Source organism: Azospirillum brasilense (assembly GCF_001315015.1).
In the GTDB taxonomy this organism is placed as follows: domain Bacteria; phylum Pseudomonadota; class Alphaproteobacteria; order Azospirillales; family Azospirillaceae; genus Azospirillum; species Azospirillum brasilense.
Genome location: NZ_CP012914.1, coordinates 1,141,192 through 1,158,591, shown reverse-complemented (window position 1 = coordinate 1,158,591; position 17,400 = coordinate 1,141,192). Strand labels below are relative to the sequence as shown.

General features: G+C 69.8%; 14 protein-coding genes. 3 read left to right on the top strand and 11 right to left on the bottom strand.

Annotation, left to right across the window (positions count from 1 at the left end; translation table 11 throughout):
- The first annotated feature begins 163 nt into the window (after positions 1-163).
- A complete protein-coding gene (gene queG, locus AMK58_RS05255; protein ID WP_035672601.1) occupies positions 164-1,237 on the top strand; it encodes a tRNA epoxyqueuosine(34) reductase QueG in 1,074 nt (357 codons plus the stop codon).
- Here queG and AMK58_RS05250 read toward each other — a convergent pair.
- The 11 genes from AMK58_RS05250 to AMK58_RS05200 all read right to left on the bottom strand — a co-directional run bounded on the left by AMK58_RS05250 (position 1,209) and on the right by AMK58_RS05200 (position 15,991).
- Positions 1,209-2,195 carry a lysylphosphatidylglycerol synthase transmembrane domain-containing protein gene (locus tag AMK58_RS05250; protein ID WP_137165189.1) on the bottom strand — a complete coding sequence of 329 codons (987 nt, stop codon included), beginning with the start codon at positions 2,193-2,195 and terminating at the stop codon, positions 1,209-1,211. The genes queG and AMK58_RS05250 overlap by 29 nt on opposite strands.
- A 36-nt stretch (positions 2,196-2,231) precedes the next feature.
- Entirely contained in the window at positions 2,232-3,176 is a 945-nt protein-coding gene (locus tag AMK58_RS05245) for a glycosyltransferase family 9 protein (protein WP_035672579.1), read from the bottom strand.
- A complete protein-coding gene (locus AMK58_RS05240) occupies positions 3,173-4,408 on the bottom strand; it encodes an O-antigen ligase family protein (RefSeq protein WP_035672576.1) in 1,236 nt (411 codons plus the stop codon). Before AMK58_RS05240 ends, AMK58_RS05245 begins: the two co-directional genes overlap by 4 nt.
- Positions 4,409-4,516: 108 nt before the next feature.
- Positions 4,517-6,919 (bottom strand): methyl-accepting chemotaxis protein, encoded by a 2,403-nt coding sequence (locus AMK58_RS05235; RefSeq protein ID WP_035672572.1) that lies wholly within the window; start codon positions 6,917-6,919, stop codon positions 4,517-4,519.
- Positions 6,920-7,040: 121 nt separating this feature from the next.
- Entirely contained in the window at positions 7,041-8,264 is a 1,224-nt protein-coding gene (locus tag AMK58_RS05230; protein ID WP_059398687.1) for a GNAT family N-acetyltransferase, read from the bottom strand.
- Positions 8,265-8,269: 5 nt separating this feature from the next.
- Entirely contained in the window at positions 8,270-9,925 is a 1,656-nt protein-coding gene (locus tag AMK58_RS05225; RefSeq protein ID WP_035672563.1) for an acyl-CoA synthetase, read from the bottom strand.
- Between the two features lie 151 nt (positions 9,926-10,076).
- The gene (locus tag AMK58_RS05220) at positions 10,077-10,559 is read right to left on the bottom strand and encodes a YbaK/EbsC family protein (protein WP_059398686.1); all 483 of its coding nucleotides are present in this window, start codon (positions 10,557-10,559) and stop codon (positions 10,077-10,079) included.
- Between the two features lie 6 nt (positions 10,560-10,565).
- On the bottom strand, positions 10,566-11,393 hold the full coding sequence (gene proC, locus AMK58_RS05215; RefSeq protein ID WP_035672594.1) for a pyrroline-5-carboxylate reductase: 828 nt from the start codon (positions 11,391-11,393) through the stop codon (positions 10,566-10,568).
- A 5-nt stretch (positions 11,394-11,398) separates the two neighbouring features.
- Positions 11,399-11,902 carry a type III secretion system chaperone family protein gene (locus AMK58_RS05210; RefSeq protein WP_014239927.1) on the bottom strand — a complete coding sequence of 168 codons (504 nt, stop codon included), beginning with the start codon at positions 11,900-11,902 and terminating at the stop codon, positions 11,399-11,401.
- A 203-nt stretch (positions 11,903-12,105) separates the two neighbouring features.
- Positions 12,106-12,441 (bottom strand): accessory factor UbiK family protein, encoded by a 336-nt coding sequence (locus AMK58_RS05205; protein WP_014239926.1) that lies wholly within the window; start codon positions 12,439-12,441, stop codon positions 12,106-12,108.
- Between the two features lie 109 nt (positions 12,442-12,550).
- Entirely contained in the window at positions 12,551-15,991 is a 3,441-nt protein-coding gene (locus AMK58_RS05200) for an AsmA family protein (protein WP_079285492.1), read from the bottom strand.
- A 219-nt stretch (positions 15,992-16,210) separates the two neighbouring features.
- Between AMK58_RS05200 and AMK58_RS05195 the strand changes: the two genes are divergently transcribed.
- Positions 16,211-16,402, top strand: coding sequence for a DUF4169 family protein (locus AMK58_RS05195; protein ID WP_035672557.1), 192 nt, complete (start codon positions 16,211-16,213; stop codon positions 16,400-16,402).
- Positions 16,403-16,548: 146 nt separating this feature from the next.
- Entirely contained in the window at positions 16,549-17,388 is an 840-nt protein-coding gene (locus AMK58_RS05190; protein ID WP_035672554.1) for a DUF2189 domain-containing protein, read from the top strand.
- Positions 17,389-17,400: the final 12 nt, after the last annotated feature.

The following is a 17,400-nucleotide window of genomic DNA, read 5'->3' as shown; positions in this document are numbered from 1 at the left end:
ACCGGGAGTGTAACCCTCCTAAATCCCCTCTCCCCTCTGGGGAGAGGGTTAGGGTGAGGGGGCTGCGCTTTTGCCGAGCCTCACGCCATGCGCATCCTCCTCACCGGCCCTCCGGGCCACCCTCTCCCCAGAGGGGAGAGGGCTAAGCGATCAAGCCATCACCATGCCCGACCCAGCCACCTCCATCCGCGAAGCCATCCGCGACCGCGCCCTGTCGCTGGGCTTCGACGCGGTCGGCTTCGCACGGGCGGAGCTGGGCGAGGAAGCCAAGGCACAGCTGGCCGAGTTCCTGCGCCAGGGCCGGCACGGCGACATGGGCTGGATGGAGGACAAGGCCGACCGCCGCGTCCATCCCCAGGCGCTGTGGCCGGAGGCGCGCACCGTCATCGCGCTCGGCACCAGCTACGCCCCGGCGGAGGACCCCCGCGCCCTGCTGGCGCACCCCGACCGCGGCATCGTGTCGGTCTATGCGAGGAACCGCGACTATCACGACCTCATCAAGGGCCGCCTGAAGACGCTGGGCCAATGGATCGCCCACCGCTTCAAGGCGGAGCTGAAGGTCTTCGTCGACACCGCCCCGGTGATGGAGAAGCCGCTGGCCGAGAAGGCCGGGCTGGGCTGGCAGGGCAAGCACACCAACCTCGTGTCGCGGTCCCACGGCTCCTGGCTGTTCCTGGGCGAGGTCTACACGACGCTGGAGCTGCCGCCGGACCCGCCGGGGGTGGACCGTTGCGGCCAATGCCGCCGCTGCCTGGACGCCTGCCCGACCGCCGCTTTCCCCGCTCCCAACCAGTTGGACGCGCGGCGCTGCATCTCCTACCTGACCATCGAGCACAAGGGACCGATTCCGGAGGAGCTGCGCCCGCTGATGGGCAACCGCATCTACGGCTGCGATGACTGTCTGGCCGCCTGCCCCTGGAACAAGTTCGCCAAACGCTCCCGCGAGGCCGCCTTCCTGCCGCGGGCCGAGCTGACGGCACCGCGGCTGGCCGATCTGGCGCAGTTGGACGACGCGGGTTTCCGGCAGGTCTTCAGCGGCTCGCCGATCAAGCGGATCGGCCGCGACCGCTTCGTGCGCAACGTCCTGGTGGCTCTGGGAAACAGCGGCGACGCCCGCCACGCCGCAGCAGCCGAAAGGGCGGTCGAGCGGCTGCTCGAGGACTCCAGCGACGTGGTGCGGGACGCCGCCGGCTGGGCGCTGGCCCGGCTCAGGGCCGCGCAGAGCCCTTCAGGCTGAGCCAGAGCAGGCCGCCGGGCAGCGACGAGAGGGTGACCGACAGGCCGATCATCAGCGACAAGGCCAGCGCGTCGGTGCCGCCGAGGCCGTAGAGCGCGAAGCCGGCGACGAAGGCCCCTTCCCGCACGCCCCAGCCGTTCAGCGAGATGGGCAGCGCCGCCGCGAAGATGGTCATCGGAACGACGGCCAGCGCGTCCGGGACCCGCAAGGGAATGCCCAGCGCCTGGGCGTAGGCGATCACCGCGAAGACGGTGCAGGCGTGCACCGCCGCGCTGTGCAGCAGACCGGCCAGCGCCGCCCGGCTGACCAGCGCCGCGCGCAACCGTGCGACCTGCGCCTGCATCGCCCGGACCGGCGGACGCAGCAGGACGCCCGGCAGCGGCAGGCGGTCCGCCTGGAGCCCCACCACCATGGCGACGGCGAGCAGCGCCACCGCCACGGGCCCAGCCCAGGCAACCGAGGGCGGCGCGGTGGCGACGAGGTGCGGCAGGCCGAGGAACAGCAGCAGGATGCAGCCGATCAGCGCCAGCAGCCGATCCAGCACCAGGGCCAGCACCACGGCGGCGGAGGACGCCCCGCCGCGGTAGGTCAGCCAGCCGCGCACCACGTCGCCACCCAGCGCCCCCGGCAACACTTGCCCGAAGAACAGACCGGTGAACATCAGCCGCATCGCCAGCCCGTGCGACACCCGTTCGCCCGCAGCCCACAGGGCGTCGCGCCAGCGTTCCCCGGCGCAGACCACGGCGAGCAGCTTCGCCATGAAGCCGGCGGCCAGCCAGACGGGGTCCGCTCCGGTGACGCGCGTCAGCAGGGCCGGCCAGTCGGCGTTGACGCCCAGAACGCCGAGAACCGCCAGGGTCACCGCCAGCTTGGCGAGCAGCATCAGGCGCCCACCCGGCTTTCCGGCGGGCAGGGTGACCGCGTCGGCGGGCATGGCGCTGACGTCCTGACTGCTCAAAACCTTCACGGCTCCTGCAAAACGATCGGCGGCACTCTACCGGCTCGACGGAAGAGCGTCCATCGCCGCCAGCACCCCCCCAACGTCCATGTCAGCGAAGGATGGCCGGTGGTGGACGACCATGCACGGCCCGTTGGCCTGGATCGGGACGGAGGCATCGCAATAGAGACCCAGTGTGGGACAACCGACGGACGCCACCAGATGTGTGGGGCCGGTGTCGTTCCCGACCGCCGCCCAGGCCCGGCGGGCCAACCCGGCGATCTCCGGCACGCTGGTGCTGCTGGTCAGGTCCACCGCCTGCGGACAGGCGGCGGTGATAGCCCGCGCGAGGTCCGCCTCGATGGCCGTGCCCAGCACGACCGGCGTGACCCCGCGGGCCGCCAGCAGACATGCCAGCTCACCGTAGCGTTCGGCTGGCCAGCGCTTGTCGGGGCGCCCGGGGGAGGAACCGGGAATCAGCAAGGCGTAGGGTGCGGTAAGGCCGAAACCGCCGGTGTCGGCGTCGAGCCAGGACAGGTCCGGCACCGCCTCCGGCACGATTCCGAAGGGGGCCAGTTGCCGGGTGTAGCGCTCGATCACCGGCACCTTGCGGCGACCCGGATACTGGTCGCGGTGCGAAGCGCCCCAGGCCGTGCCCGACCATTCCGGCCAGGGGCCGGGGGCGAGCAGCCAGAAATAGCGGTCGATGCGCGGCTGCGCCTGAAGGTCGTAGACCCGGTCGAAGCGCCCGGCGCGCAGCAGGCGGCGGACGCGCCGATAGGCCCCGAGCGACCGCTCGCGCGGATCCTCCAAGACCTCGTCGAACAGGCCGCTGAGGCGGGCGAGCGGGGCCAGGGACGGCAGGGTCATCAGCGCCAGATGGTCGGCGGCGTGGTGCCGCCGGATGGCCGAAAAGGCGGTCTGTGCCAGGAAGAAATCTCCGAAGGCACCCAGCTTGATGACCAGAACGCGGCGGGGTTCGTTGCCGCTCTCCACCGTCATTCGCCCCCCGCCGGGGTGCGCGCGGCCAAGCGGAGCATCAGGCCGGCGGCAAGCATGCCGCCCATCCACCACGCCTGCCAGATGCCGTAGGCCGTGCTCGCCATTGCCAACGCCGATGCGAAGAGAGCCAGTGCGAAGGGTTGCAGCCGCCGCTCCATCCGCCCCGTGCCGAACAGGAGCAGCAGCGCCGCCGCCAGGGCCAGCGCGGCGCCGAAGGCGCCAAGCTCCAGCCAGACCTGAAGGAAGGCGTTGTGGGGGTGCAGCGGCAACAAGCTGTCGGTCAGCGTGCCGAAACGGGACACCGCCCCCTCCGGCTCCAACGCGCGGGAGGCGTCTATGCCCTGTCCGAAGAAGGGAGTCTCCAGCGCCCGATTGGCGGCCATGCCCCAAATCTCCACCCGGTGCTGCGCTGATCGGAACAGCCAGTCGGCGCCGTCCAGGTTCAGCACGCGATCGAACAGCAGCACCAGCGGCAAGACGAAGGTGAAGGCCACCGCGAGGACCGCCGCCAGCACCCCGCGGACGAGACGCGGCGACCAGACGGCGAGCGCGAAGACCGCCCCGCCCGTGACGATGCCCAGCATGGCCGAGCGGCTGGTCAGCAGCAGGCAGGCCGCTGCGAAGACCGCGGGAAGCGCGACGGCCAGCCCCCGCCGTCCGGCCCGATCGAGCGCCATCGCCGCCGGCCAGACCAGCAGACAGAGCAAAACCGCCGTGCGCTTTGGCACGTTGGTCTCGGCAATCTCGACGCCCGCCGGCACGTGGTTCCACCAGCGGTGCAGCGGGAAATCCAGCGCGGCCTCCACCGCGAACAGCAGGACCCCGGCGAACACGCCGATCAGGAACAGGCCGATCAGCCGACGCGCCTCCACCCCCGGCAGCGAGGACAGCCACGCACCGCCGGCCAGCGCGCCGAGGCCGATATAGGCGATCTCCACCACCGTCAAACCGGCGCGCGGCGACGGGCTCCACAGGATGGAAAGGGAGGCCAGGGCCAGAAAGGCCAGAACCAAGGCGGTGCCGGGCATCGCCCGTTGCAGCCGCCCCAGGGCGCCACGGCGGGCCAGACCGGCCAGTCCCACCAGGGCGATCAGAACGGCCCAGACCGGCAAACCGCGCGGCGCCATCGAGGCCAGCGGGCCGAGAGACGCCACCGCGACGCCGGCGACACCCGCCAGAATCGCGTCGGGTGTGCCCCGGGCGGAGTCGCGCTGTGACAAGGAGAAGTCCATGAGATCTCGCGTCCGTGAGGCTCGGCGCGGCTTAACAGATGCCCCGTGCGAAAGCAACGGGGACGGGTCGGGGGATTTTTCGGCCCCCGGCCCCCCGGCGGACCGCGATCAGGCGGTCCGCACCTTATTCAGGAAGCCCTGCACCTCGGACCGCAGATGCTCGGCCTGACCAGCCAGCGTCCGGCTGGCGCTCAGCACCGCGTCGGCGGCGCCGCCGGTCTTGGTGGCGGCGTTGGTCACTTCGGCGATGTGGTGCATCACCTCCTGAGTGCCCTCGGCGGCCTGGTTGACGTTCTGGGCGATCTCGCGGGTGGCGAGACCCTGTTGCTCCATGGCGCGGGCGATTTCGCTGACCGTGCTGCTGATGGTGCCGACCGCGTCGGAGATGGTGCGGATGGCGCCCACCGCCCCGCCCGTCGCCGCCTGCATCTGCGCCACCTGGCTGGAAATCTCCTCGGTCGCCTTGGCGGTCTGGCCGGCGAGGTTCTTCACCTCCGTCGCCACCACCGCGAAGCCCTTTCCGGCCTCCCCGGCCCGCGCCGCCTCGATGGTCGCGTTCAGGGCCAGCAGATTGGTCTGCTCGGCGATCTCGCCGATCAGGTCCACCACCTGCCCGATGCGCTGCGCCGCTTCGGCCAGCCCTTCGACGATGCCGTTGGTCTCCGTCGCCTTGGCCGCCGCCCCCACCGCCACCTGCGAACTGCTGTTGAGCTGGCGGGAAATCTCGGCGATGGACGAGGACAGTTCCTCTGCCGCCGCCGCGACGGTCTGCACGTTGCTCGACGCCTGTTCCGACGCCGCGGCGACGGCGCTCGACTTGGCCGTGGTCAGGGCGGCGTCGGACGACATCTCCTGCGCATCGCGGCCCAGATTGCCGGCGGACTCGGTCAGCGACAGGACGACGCCCGACACCGCCTGTTCGAAACCGTTGGCGAACTCGTTCATCGTGCGGCGGCGGTCTGCGTCGATCTGCCGGCGCATCTCCTCCCGCTCGCCCTCCATGCGCTGCATCTCCAGGGCGTTCTCCTTGAAGACGCTGAGCGCGTCGGCCATGGCGCGCAATTCGTCCCGGCGGTCGCCGCCGGGGATGTCCACCGTCAGGTCGCCTTCGGCCAGCCGGCCCATCGCCTTGGTCATGGCGTGCATCGGGTGGGTGATGGCGCGGTCGATGATCCAGGCCATGACCATGCCCAGAGCCAACGCCACGGCGGCACCGATGATGATGATCAGTTCCGCCCCGCTCCGCCCGTTCTCGCGGTCGTCGCGCTGGATGGAGACGAGACGGGCCACCTGCTCGCTGACATCGCCCGCGGCCTTGGCCATGGTCCTGGAGGCGGTGCGTTGGTTCTCGCTGGCGGTGACCAGGGCGGCGAACTCCCCGTCGAAGGCCTGCGCCGCCTCGGTGATGGCGGCAATCAGCGCACGCCCTTCCGAATCAACCAGCACGGCTCCGGCCTGGGTGGCAAGCGCCAGCGTCTCCTTCACCGCGCCGTGCACCCGCCCGCGTGCGTCCTCCCCGCTCATCAGGATGAAGTCGCGCTGGCCCAGCATTGCAGCCTGCGCGCCCTGGATCAGGCGCATGGCGATGCCGCGCAGTTGAACGGCCTCGTTCACCTCGCTCTGGGCGAAATTCGCGGCTTCCTGGAGCGCACTGGAGACCATCGCCTGGTTCTCCTGCATCTCGTGGGCGAGGTTCTGGATCTCGTGCGCATGGCGATCCAGCGCCTGGATGCGGCCGCTGGCCGAATCGCCGACACCTTCGGCGCCAGCCTGCTCGAACACCATCCGGTAGGCGCCGGCGATGGTGACGATCCGTTGGGCCAGCTCCTCGTCGTTGGTGCCGACGAGATCCTTCTCAATGGTCTCCGCGTTGGCCAGCAGGGCGGCGATGGCCTCCCCGGCGGCGGCCATGGTCGCGGGATTGCGTGTGTGGGCGAAGTCGGACTGGAGGCGTCGCGCCTCCAACACCATCTCGATCAGCCGGTCGGCGCGGTCGGAGGTGTCGCGGCTCTGCCGCACGGCGTGTTCCGCGTCCTTCAGGCTGACCATGTTCTGGTCGTAGCGGTCGGACTGCTGGTTGCCGATCTTCTCCGCGATCTCCCGCAGGGCCTGGGCACGCGTCTCCATGCTCTGGGTGCGGGCGCGAGCCTCCTTGTCCTGGGCGACGAAGTTGGCGAAGGCGCTGCGATAGCCGGCGATGCCCGACAGGATCTCGTCGACCAGCCGGATGCTGCCGGCGTCCTCCAGCGCAGACCGCGTGCCCTGCGCCTCGTCGCGCAGCCGGTCCAGCATGCCGGGCACGTTGTCGGCGGCCTTGGAGTCCCGCTCGGTGACGAAACGGGCTTCCTCGATCCGCACGGTTTTTAACCGGGCGTCCAGTTCGGCGGTGTGGGCTGCCAGATCGACGCGTCCGGCGTAGGTGCGCAGGCTGTTCCAACCAACGAACGCCACGGCAACCGTCATTAGAAGGACCGCTGCAAAACCGAGCGCAATCCGCGTTCCAATCGTCATGAAATCGGGCTCCCCCGGATCGTACGGCCTTATGCTTTGGCCGTCGTCATGCCTTTGTCGCTAAGGGATACATCAGAAAGGGTTAATTTCTGGTTTGATAAACGCAACTGGTATCACCGCTTCAGAAACGGTCCGGCATCCAGGGCGCCGGCCCCGAGAAAAACAGCGCCGCCAGCGCCAACGCCTCATCGTTTCCGCGCAGAAGGCCAACCTGACGGAGAGCGTGCGGCCCCTTGTGCCCGCTGTAGAGGCTGGAGAGCGCGGCGATGGACAGAGACAGCACCGCTCCATCCGTCTTTCCGCCGGCCTTTTCAGCGCTGTTCGGAGCCCTCGGCAACCGGCGCACGGCGGCTCTCCCATCGGACAAGCACAACCGGAAGCAGCCGGAATTCTCCGGAATCAGCGCATCCGATACATCAAGGACCAATTCTCCCACAACCCTTGATGGGTAGCCGCGGCTTTCCAGAGCGCACGGCACGTCAAGAATACGCAGCAACCATTCGTCGCAGGCTTCCGTACGCACCCCGCGTTCCGGCGCCAGCAGAACCAGCGGATCGTCGGGTCCGCCGCGCCACGTCACGCGGTCGATCTGCGCCCGGTAACCGGCCAGGAACCCCTGGGCCAGCCGCACCGCGCGCGGGCTGATGAGGCAGAGATCCGCAACATGGAGTTTTCTATCAGCGGGTGGCGCCACCGCAACGTAGCCCTCGGGGCCGCCAGAACCACCAAAAGTGTAAACATCGGACGGAACTCCGTCCGGGCAGAGGGCGAAGCTCCAAAGCCCTTCATTGCGCTCCACCAGACCGTTGTTGGTGGAGAGCAGGCTGCGGCGTAGCGCCGCAAGGGGGCTGGCGTCGCTGGCCTCGGTCCGGCGAATCCATCCGTCTCCCGGCGGCGGCCCGGCGGAAAGGACGGCCGGCGGGGCGCTCCAGTCGAAGGACACCCCACCCCGCCCGAAGCCGAGGCGGGTGTAGACCGGCAGGGTCGCCGGATAGAGCACCGACAGCGCGGCGCCCCCGGCCCGCGCCTCCTCCAACAGGCCGCGCATCAGTGCGGTGCCGTAGCCGCGCCCGCGCTCCGCCGGATCGACAGTCACCGCCGCCACGCCGCAGGACGGCACCGGGCGCCCGCCGAACCACTGGTCCATCGGCCAGACGGCGGCGCAGGCGACGAGCCCGCCGGCGCGCCCCGCCTCCGGTCCGGCACGCAGGCCGCGCATCACGTCCGGCCCGAAGAGCTCCACCGACCGGTCGAAATACTCGCGGGGAATGCCGAAGCCCTGGCGGACCAGGGTCGTGGCGTCCGCCCGCTCCTCGGGCAGAAGGGGGCCGAAGCCCCCGGTCATAGCGGTCACGCCTTCTCCCCGTTGAGCGCACGGGCCTGATCGCGCAGCACGTATTTCTGGATCTTGCCAGTCGAGGTCTTCGGCAGGGCGGTGAAAACGACGGTGCGCGGGCACTTGAAGTGGGCCAGATGCTCGCGGCAATAGGCGATCACCTCGGCTTCCGTCAGCTGCTTGCCCTCCTTCACGGTGACGAAGGCGCAGGGCGTCTCGCCCCACTTCTCGTCCGGGCGGGCGACCACGGCGGCCTCGACGATGTCCGGATGCTTGTAGAGGACCGATTCGACCTCGATGGTCGAGATGTTCTCGCCGCCGGAGATGATGATGTCCTTCGACCGGTCCTTCAGCTCGATGTAGCCGTCGGGATGCCAGACGCCGAGGTCGCCGGTGTGGAACCAGCCGCCGGAGAACGCCTCCTCGGTGGCCCGCGGGTTCTTCAGATAGCCCTTCATGACGGTGTTGCCGCGCATGAAGATCTCGCCCATCGTCACGCCGTCCTTGCGGGTCGGCTGGAGCGTGTTGGGGTCGGCGACCATCAGCCCTTCCAGCGTGGCGTAGTTCACGCCCTGCCGCGCCTTCAACGCCGCGCGCTCCTCCAGCGGCAGGTCGTTCCAGTGCTCGTGCCAAGCGCAGATGGTCACCGGGCCGTAGACCTCGGTCAGGCCGTAGACGTGGGTGACGTCGAAGCCCATCCGCTCGATCTTCTCGATCACCGCGGCGGGCGGGGCGGCGCCCGCGGTCATCATCTTCACACCGCGCGGGATCTCTCGCTTCTGGTCCTCCGGCGCGTTGACGATCAGGCCCATGATGATGGGGGCGCCGCACATGTGGGTAACGCCGAGGTCGGCCAGAGCGTCGTAGATGCCCTTGGCGGTGATCGTGCGGACGCAGACGTTGGTGCCGGCCATGGCGGTGACCGTCCAGGGGAAGCACCAGCCGTTGCAGTGGAACATCGGCAGAGTCCACAGATAGACGGGATGGTGCGGCATCGCCCAGGTCAGCACGTTGCCCATGGCGTTCAGGTAGGCACCGCGGTGGTGGTAGACGACGCCCTTTGGGTTGCCGGTGGTTCCGCTGGTGTAGTTCAGCGCGATGGCCTGCCACTCGTCGGCCGGCATCGGCCATTCATAGGCCGGGTCTCCGGTCTCCAGGAACTGCTCGTAGGTCTGCTCCCCGATCAGTTCGCCACCCTTGGCCTGCGGGTCGTCGATGTCGATGACGATCGGGCGGCGCTTCGGCTCCAGCATATGGACGGCCTTGGAGATGACGCCGGAGAACTCCCGGTCGGTCAGCAGCACCTTGGCCTCGCCATGCTCTAGGATGAAGGCCAGCGCCTCGGCGTCCAGGCGGATGTTCAGGGCGTTGAGGACCGCGCCGGTCATCGGCACGCCGAAATGCGCCTCGAAGGATTCCGGGGTGTTGGGGGCCATGACCGCGACCGTGTCGCCCAGCCCGATGCCGCGCTTCGCCAGCGCCGAGGCGAGGCGCACGCAGCGCTCGTAGGTTTCCGCCCAGGTGCGGCGGACCGGGCCGTGGATCACGGCAATGCGCTGCGGATAGACGGCGGCGGTGCGGCGCAGGAACGAGAGCGGCGACAGCGGCACCGTGTTGGCGGCGTTCTGGTCGAGGTCGGTCTCGTACGGGTTGTGCCGGGCGTCAGTCACGGGGGGCCTCCCTGATGCGTCTCTGTTCAAGAACTCGTTGGGAAGAGTCTTGCCAGAGAATCCAGAGGCTTGGAAGAGGGGTGGCCCGGCGATGCGCGGTCATGCCGCGCTGCGGCATCCTGCCCGGTTGACCGGCTCGCTTGTCGGGCGGTCAGTCCTTGCGGATGGCTTCGACCCGCCCGCCGGTGATGGCGACGAGTTGCGCCGGGGTCAGGCGGAAGACCGCGTTGGGAGTGCCGGCGGCGGCCCAGATGGCGTCGAGGCCCATCAGGTCGGCGTCGATCAGAACCAGCGGCGGCACGGCGTGGCCGATGGGCGGCACCCCGCCGATGGCGAAGCCGGTGGCCTCGCGAACGAAGTCCGGATCGGCCCGCTCGATCTTTTCGCCGATCAGCCGGCCGACCGCCTTTTCGTCCACCCGGTTGGCCCCGCTGGCCACCACCAGCACCGGCCGGCCGCTGTCCTTCGCACGGAAGATCAAGGACTTGGCGATCTGCGCCACGGCGCAGCCGACGGCGTTGGCCGCGTCTTCCGAAGTGCGGGTGCTGCCCTCATGCTCCACCACCGCGTGGCCATGGCCGAAGCCGTCCAGCAGGGCCTGGACGCGTTGGGCGGAGGGGCTGAGGGCCGCCATGACGCCTTACTTCGCCAGTTCGCGGGAACGGTTCGCGGCGGCGGCGACGGCGCGGTCGAACAGCGGCTGCATGCCGTCCCCGGCCATCAGCACGTCGAGCGCCGCCTGGGTGGTGCCGTTGGGACTGGTCACCGCCTTGCGCAGGTCGGCGGCGGCGATCGGGGACTGGTGGAGCAACTCGCCCGCCCCCGCAACGGTGGCCCGCGCCAGACGCATGGCAAGCTCGGCGGGCAAACCGGCGGCCTCGCCGGCCTTCGCCATCGCCTCGACCAACAGGAAGACGTAGGCGGGGCCGCTGCCCGAGACGGCGGTCACCGGATCGAGGAGCGACTCGTCCTCAACCCAGGCAACGTCGCCGACCGCGCGCAGCAGCGAATCGCACAGCGACTTCTGCACCTCCGTCACCACCGGGTTGCCGACGGCGACGGTCATGCCGCGGCCGATGGCAGCGGGCGTGTTGGGCATGGAGCGGACGATGGCCGCTCCCTCTCCCAGCGCCGACTCGAAGGAGGCGATGGTCTTGCCGGCGGCGACGGACAGGAACACCGTGCCGGGGCGGACCAGCGCCCGGTAGGCCGGAAGGACCGAATCCATCACCTGCGGCTTCACCGCAAGAACCACCACGTCCGGCGTGAATTCGGCGGGCACGCTGTCCGGACCGCTCGCCAGGATGACGGCGGGGTTGCCGCGCAGGGACTCCGGCAGGCCGGACGGTTCGACCACGGCGACGCTGGACGCGATACCGGCCGTCAGCCAGCCGTCGAGCATCGCCCCGCCCATCTTGCCGCAGCCGGCCAGCAGCAACGTGCAACCCTGCGTCCCAACTTGCGCCATGGCGGTCACGCCTCCCCTGCGGTGTCGAGGATGGCGGCGGATACCGCCTCCGACGCGGACTTGCCGCCCCAGATCACGAACTGGAAGGCGGGGTAGAAGCGCTCGCACTCCGAGAGGGCGATCTCGACAAGGTCCTCAAGCTGCTCCACCGTCGCGCCACGCGAACCGCGCAGCAGCATGGTCTGGCGGAACATCGGGGTGTGCTCCTCGGCGCAAACGTCGAAATGGCCCAACCACATGCGCGCGTTCACCTCCGCCAGCAGGTCGTTCACGGAGGACCGGCGCGCCGCCGGGACCTTCATGTCGAACTGGCAGGAGAACTGCATCGCACTGACGTCGGATTGCCAGACGAAATAAAGACGGTAATCGCACCAGCGCCCGCCGATCTCGACGATCAGCTCGTCCTCGCCGGCCCGCTCGAAGGGCCATTCGTTGGCGGTGACGATCTCCTCGACGATGTCCAGGGGATTGTGCGCGGATGAGGGGGTGTCGACGGCAACAGCCGACATATCGGCGTCCTCCTGTAAAGGCGCGGTGGACGGAACCGCCCCGGGGCCGGTCCGCCTTCGCGCAAGAAGGTGAAGCCCCGAGATGTTGTGGCTGGCAGACGGATGCATACCACCCAATGCACCGTGCCAAAAGGGTCTGGCCGGCGCAACTGGTTTTCGGCGGTGCATCCGTGAAGGTTCGGAGACGTTGACGAAGGACCGGATCAGACCGGTCCGGTGCCTCCTCCGGCAATGGGGCCGACCGCGGGGGCGGCGGTGCCCGACGCCGGCTTCGCGTCACGACCGGCCTGCAGTCCGGCCACCGTGGCCTCCAGCGCGGCGAGGCGCTCGGCCATGGCCTCCTGCTCCTCGCGGGCCTTGGCGGCCATGGCGCGGACGGCCTCGTACTCCTCGCGGCTCACCACATCCATCCGCGACAGAACGCGCTCGAACTGCTGGCGCATCTGCGCCTCAGCTTCCTCGCGCAGGGACGACAGCGCGCCGAGCGCACCGCCCGCAACGCGGGCCAGATCGTCCAAAATCTTATTGTCCACCTGCATCGACTCAAAATCCGCTTCTTGTCTGCCGCATTATGGGACCCGCCCCACGGAACTTCAACGGGCTTGGACGCAATGCGTCACGGGGCTTGCGCCACGTGCGTCCTCACTCTCAACGCCGCAGCCCGTCGATCAGCCCCTTCAACAGCGCGTCCGGCTTCGGGGCGTTGCCGCCGCCGGGAATCGGCAGATCCTTCGGCACCACCTTGTTCAGCAGCCCCTCGGCGGCGCGGCGGGCGAAATACTCCTGCACCTCCTGCATCTCGAAGGAGCGGGTAGGCTTGTCGAGCGCGCCGGTCATGCGGACGGTCAGCGGGGGAAGCGACTGGTCGGACTGCACGGTCAGGCGGACGCGCATGTCGATGGTCTGCGCCGGCAGGTTGACCTGCCCCGCCGCCACCGCCTCGCCCAGGTCGGAGGTCAGCCGCGTGTCCTCGGTGCGCGCCACGCCCTTGTCGATGGCGAAGCTGCCGTCCAGCCGGGCGAAGCGGGTTTCCCCGCCCTGAAGGCCGCCCATCACCGCGCCCAGCAGCTCCTGCGGGCGTTCCAGCTTGGTCAGCCGGTCGCGCAGAACGCCGAGATCGAAGCCGCGCAGCAGACCGTCACGGGCGCTGATCCGGCCCTGGCCGGCCAGCGCCTTGAGCATGGCGTCGCCGCCGGCCCCGCTGGTCGTCAGGTTGGCCTCGGCGTCCAGCACGCCGCCGGCGATCTCCAGCGCTCCGCCGCCCAAGCCGCCGCCCACCGCCTCGGCCAGCTTGGCCTTGGACAGCGTGATGGTGGCCTCGGCGGTCGGCGTCTGGTTGCCCGGCGCGGCAAGCCGCCCTGTGGCGCCGAGCTGGCCACCCATCAGGGTGCCGTCGAACCGCTCCACCGTCAGCACGCCGTTGGTCACGGTGGCGCGCAGAGCCGGATTCTCGATTCGCGTACCACCCTTGACGAGGGCGGAGGAGGTCAGCGCGAAGCGCCCGTCGAAGCGGCGCAGCCCACTGAAATCCCCCGCCGCGGCGGCTGAGGCGCCCGGCGGTGTCACGGCTGCCGGAGAAGTGGCGCCGGCAGGGCGGGCGGCGGCGGGAAGCACCGCCAGCCGGTCCAGCTCCAGATCGCCGGTCTGCAGGTCGGCTTCCACCCGCGGCTTGCTGCCGTTCAGGTCGGCGCTGGCCTTGCCTTTGACCGTAACACCGGCCAGCACGCCCTGGATGTTGCCCAACGTGAAGGCTTTCCGCGTCCCCGCCAGCTCCGTGTAGAGGTCCATGGGGCCATAGGAGCCGGACACGGCATCATCGGCGAACAGGCTGGCCAGCCGGGCCAGCTCCGGGTGCTTGGCGCGCAGTTTCAGATCGACGGATGGATTCTTCTCGACGCTCAGCACCGTGCCGCCCACCTCAAGCGAGCCTTCGGCCGCCTCCGCCCCCAGCTCGACCGCCAGACGCTCGGCGTCGCCCGAAAGGCGGGCCTGCGCCTTCACCGCGCCCAGCCGCTCCGGCGCGGGGGCACCCTCCGGCCAGGGAACGGCGCGCGCCACCCCCTCCAGGCTGGCGGCCTCGGCGTTCAGCGTCAGATGGGCGCCACGCAGCGGCTCCAGCCCGGCGATCTGCCCGTCCAGGCGGAGCTTCACCCCGGCGGCGTCCTGCACCGTCGCCTCCTTGATCGACAGGGCGCCGCCCGCGGCGGTGGCGTCGAGCCGAAGCCCCTGGACCGGCGTGTTGCGCACGGTCAGTTGGCCGACCGACAATTCCAGGTTCGCGTCGACACCGGCCAGCAGCCGGGCCGGTGACATGGATGAACGCCCGTTGCGCGCGGATGTCTGGGCGGCACCGTTGGCCGAAGCGGGAGCCGCGGCGTTGCCCCCGCCATTGGCGGCAGGTGCGGCCTGGGCCGCCGCACTGTCGCCCGCTTGGGGCAGATAGGCGTCGAGGTTCAGCCGGTCGAGGTCAAGCCGCGCGCCGAAGGCGGGCCGCCCGCGGTCGACATAGGCGACGGCGCCGGTCAGGCGGCTGGCGTCTACCCGCAGGTCCAGGCCGTTCACGTCCAGCCTCCCGGGGCGTCCCTGCAACTGCGCGGCAACCGAGGCCCGGCGCAGCCGGTCCGCCGGAACGGCGCGGACGTCCACCCGCAGCCATTCCAGCACAGCGCGCAGGTTGTCGGCGTTCGCCTCCATCCGCAGATTGAGATTCGGCTGGCCGTTGGCCGCTGCCAGCTCCCCCGCCGCCACGATATCGGAGCCGCCGGGCAGCAGTGCGCTGACACGGTCGATGTTCAATGTGCCGCCGGTCAGGCTGGCTTCCACCCGCCCCTGACGGATGATGCCGCCGTTGTAAGTGATGCCGTCCACCGCGAGGTCGAGCTTGGCGTCCAGCGCGTCCGGCAGGGAGAAGCCGCCGGGCTGGGTCGCGCCGCCGGTCGGGGCCGGGGCGCCGCCGGATGGAGCGCTGGGCGGCGCGCTTTTGACCGTGTTTCCATTGCGGGCGGCGGGCTGGGCGCCGGCATCCGAACCCCCGCCGGCGCCCGCACGGTCCAGCCAGGCGTCAAGGTCGAGCCGGTTCAGGGCCAGCGTCAGTTCTGCCCTTGCCGGCGTTCCGCTGCGCAGGGTCGCCGTGCCGGTGGCGCGCGTGTCGCCGAGCTGCGCCTCCAAATTGGTGAAGCTCGCCGCGGTCGGGGACGCCTCGACCGCCGTGCGGATGCCGAAGGACTGGGCGAGCAAGGCGGTCGCCTTCCTGTCCTCGCCCGCGGCCGAGCCTTTGCGGACCAGAGCCAGCGCGCGGGACAGGTCGCTTCCTTCGACGCGCAGGTCACCCTGGGCGCGCGATCCGCCGCTGCCCGGCGGGTTGGTCACGATTCCCGCGAAGCGCAGCGTGGCGTCGGTGTCGGCCATCGACAGCGTCGCCCGGACCTGGACGGCGGCGCCGTCGATCAGGCGGCTGACGAACATCTCCCCGCGCAGCGGCACGCCGCGCGCCCGGAAACCGCCCTGCCCCTGGAACGGCCCGGTGAAGCTGCCGGCGACGATCCGCGCATCGATCTGGTCGATCACCTCCGACTGACCGGTGCGGGCGTCGCGGTAATGGATGGTGCCGTTCTGCACAGTCACCTGATCGAAGCTGACCGCAGAGGCCAGCCCATCGCCCGATCCGCCCGGCCCGGCACCCGCCGTACGGCCGGTGCCGGCACCCGACAGATCCCAGTTGAAGCGCCCGTCGGGCAGCGTCTCGAACAGGAAGGTCGGGTCGATCAGCCTGATGCTCTGCACCTGGATGTGGCCGCCGAGCAGCGGGCCGAGGGCCACGCGGACGTCCAACTCCTTCAGGCGGGCCATATCCTCCTCGGACCCGCCGGGCGCATTGGCCAGACGCGCGTCGCGCACCGTCAGCGCCGGGGCCGGCAGCAGGGACAGGCCGATGTCGCCCTTCAGCTCCACCTTGCGGCCCGTGGCGGCGGACACCTTGTCCGCGATCTGGGCCTTGTAGGCGTTCCAGTCGATCACGCTCGGCACGATCAGCACCGCGGCCACCAGCAGGCCCAATAGAATCAGCGCCGCGATCAGGAGTTTCTTCACCGGTTGCCCCGCCTTCCCCACCGTTCGGCTGTTAAGTCGCCGTGTTCCTGCCACAAGATGTCCGCCACAAGCCGCGGGAACCCCCGGCGCCCGCTCCGGTCTTCCGGGTGGCACGGGGTTCCGCTAAACTATCGTCCCGAAAGAAAACAAGCAATTTGGGCATTCCAACGGCCGAGTTGTCCAAAAGACGATATGCCCCGCCCTCAGGAGACGCGCCCCATGGCCGATGTCGTGAACCTGAACCGCTTCCGGAAGATGCGCCAGAAGGAAGAACGTGAAAAAACCGCCGAGGCGAACCGCATCCGCTTCGGGCGCACCAAGGCCGAGAAGCTGCGCGATCGTCAGGACGCCGAGCGCCGTGAAGCGGATCTCGACGGCAAGAAGGTTGACGGCGAAAAGGCTGGCGAGTGACGGCCAAGCCCGTGCTTTGGTATCGCTTTTGTGACAATTAGGTATTCAAACAATTCGTCCGTAAGACAATCTGGAACGCTGCGGACCGCTTTGCTACACTCCCCTCCTCACGAGAGGCGCAATGGGCAAAGGGGAGGACCATCATCATGGTCGACATGTCGTCTCACCGCGGTGCGTCCCAATTCCATCGGCCGATCCGGCGCAAGGAACCCTCCGAGTTCCACAAGCCGGCCCCCTATCTTCCGCGAATCCGCAGCGTCGACGTCGACCGCCCCTGGGTGTGGCTGAGCGCCGGCTGGCGCGACATGTGCGCCAGCCCCACGATCAGCGCCGTCTACGGCCTGCTGGCGGTGTTGTCCAGCCTCGCGCTGGTGGCCGTGCTGTCGATGCAGGACATGCAGTATCTGGTCCTGCCGATGGCGGCGGGCTTCATGCTGCTGGGACCGGTCTTCGCCGTCGGCCTCTACGAGACCAGCCGCCTGCTGGAGCGGGGGGAGACGCCGACCCTGATGAAGGTCGCCGGGGCCTACCGCCGCAACGGCGTGCAGATCGCCGGGATCGGGCTGGCGCTGATGCTGGCCATGCTGGCCTGGATCCGCATCGCCTTCCTGATCTTCGCGCTGTTCTTCGCGACGGAACCGCCGGCCTTTGACCAGCTCGTCGACCGCGTCTTCTTCTCGGCCCAGACGATCCCGTTCCTGCTGACCGGCACCATCGTCGGCGGCGTCATCGCCACGGCGGTCTTCGCCATCAGCGTGGTGTCGATCCCGATGCTGCTCGACCGCGAGACCGACAGCTTCACCGCCATGGCGACCAGCGTCGCGGTGCTGCGCGAGAATCTGCGGACCATGGCCGGCTGGGCCTTCCTGATCGTGCTGTTCACCGCGGCGGGGATGGTCACCGGCTTCCTCGGGCTGGCGCTGGCCCTGCCTCTGATCGGCCACGCCTCCTGGCACTGCTACCGCGATCTGGTCGGCGCGGACTGAGATTTCACGGAC

Coding starts and splice junctions, on each gene's coding strand:
- queG (WP_035672601.1), top strand. CDS start 164: ATGCCCGACCCAGCCACCTCCATCCGCGAAGCCATCCGCGACCGCGCC.
- AMK58_RS05245 (WP_035672579.1), bottom strand. CDS start 3,176: ATGACGGTGGAGAGCGGCAACGAACCCCGCCGCGTTCTGGTCATCAAG.
- AMK58_RS05240 (WP_035672576.1), bottom strand. CDS start 4,408: ATGGACTTCTCCTTGTCACAGCGCGACTCCGCCCGGGGCACACCCGAC.
- AMK58_RS05235 (WP_035672572.1), bottom strand. CDS start 6,919: ATGACGATTGGAACGCGGATTGCGCTCGGTTTTGCAGCGGTCCTTCTA.
- AMK58_RS05230 (WP_059398687.1), bottom strand. CDS start 8,264: ATGACCGGGGGCTTCGGCCCCCTTCTGCCCGAGGAGCGGGCGGACGCC.
- AMK58_RS05220 (WP_059398686.1), bottom strand. CDS start 10,559: ATGGCGGCCCTCAGCCCCTCCGCCCAACGCGTCCAGGCCCTGCTGGAC.
- proC (WP_035672594.1), bottom strand. CDS start 11,393: ATGGCGCAAGTTGGGACGCAGGGTTGCACGTTGCTGCTGGCCGGCTGC.
- AMK58_RS05210 (WP_014239927.1), bottom strand. CDS start 11,902: ATGTCGGCTGTTGCCGTCGACACCCCCTCATCCGCGCACAATCCCCTG.
- AMK58_RS05205 (WP_014239926.1), bottom strand. CDS start 12,441: ATGCAGGTGGACAATAAGATTTTGGACGATCTGGCCCGCGTTGCGGGC.
- AMK58_RS05195 (WP_035672557.1), top strand. CDS start 16,211: ATGGCCGATGTCGTGAACCTGAACCGCTTCCGGAAGATGCGCCAGAAG.
- AMK58_RS05190 (WP_035672554.1), top strand. CDS start 16,549: ATGGTCGACATGTCGTCTCACCGCGGTGCGTCCCAATTCCATCGGCCG.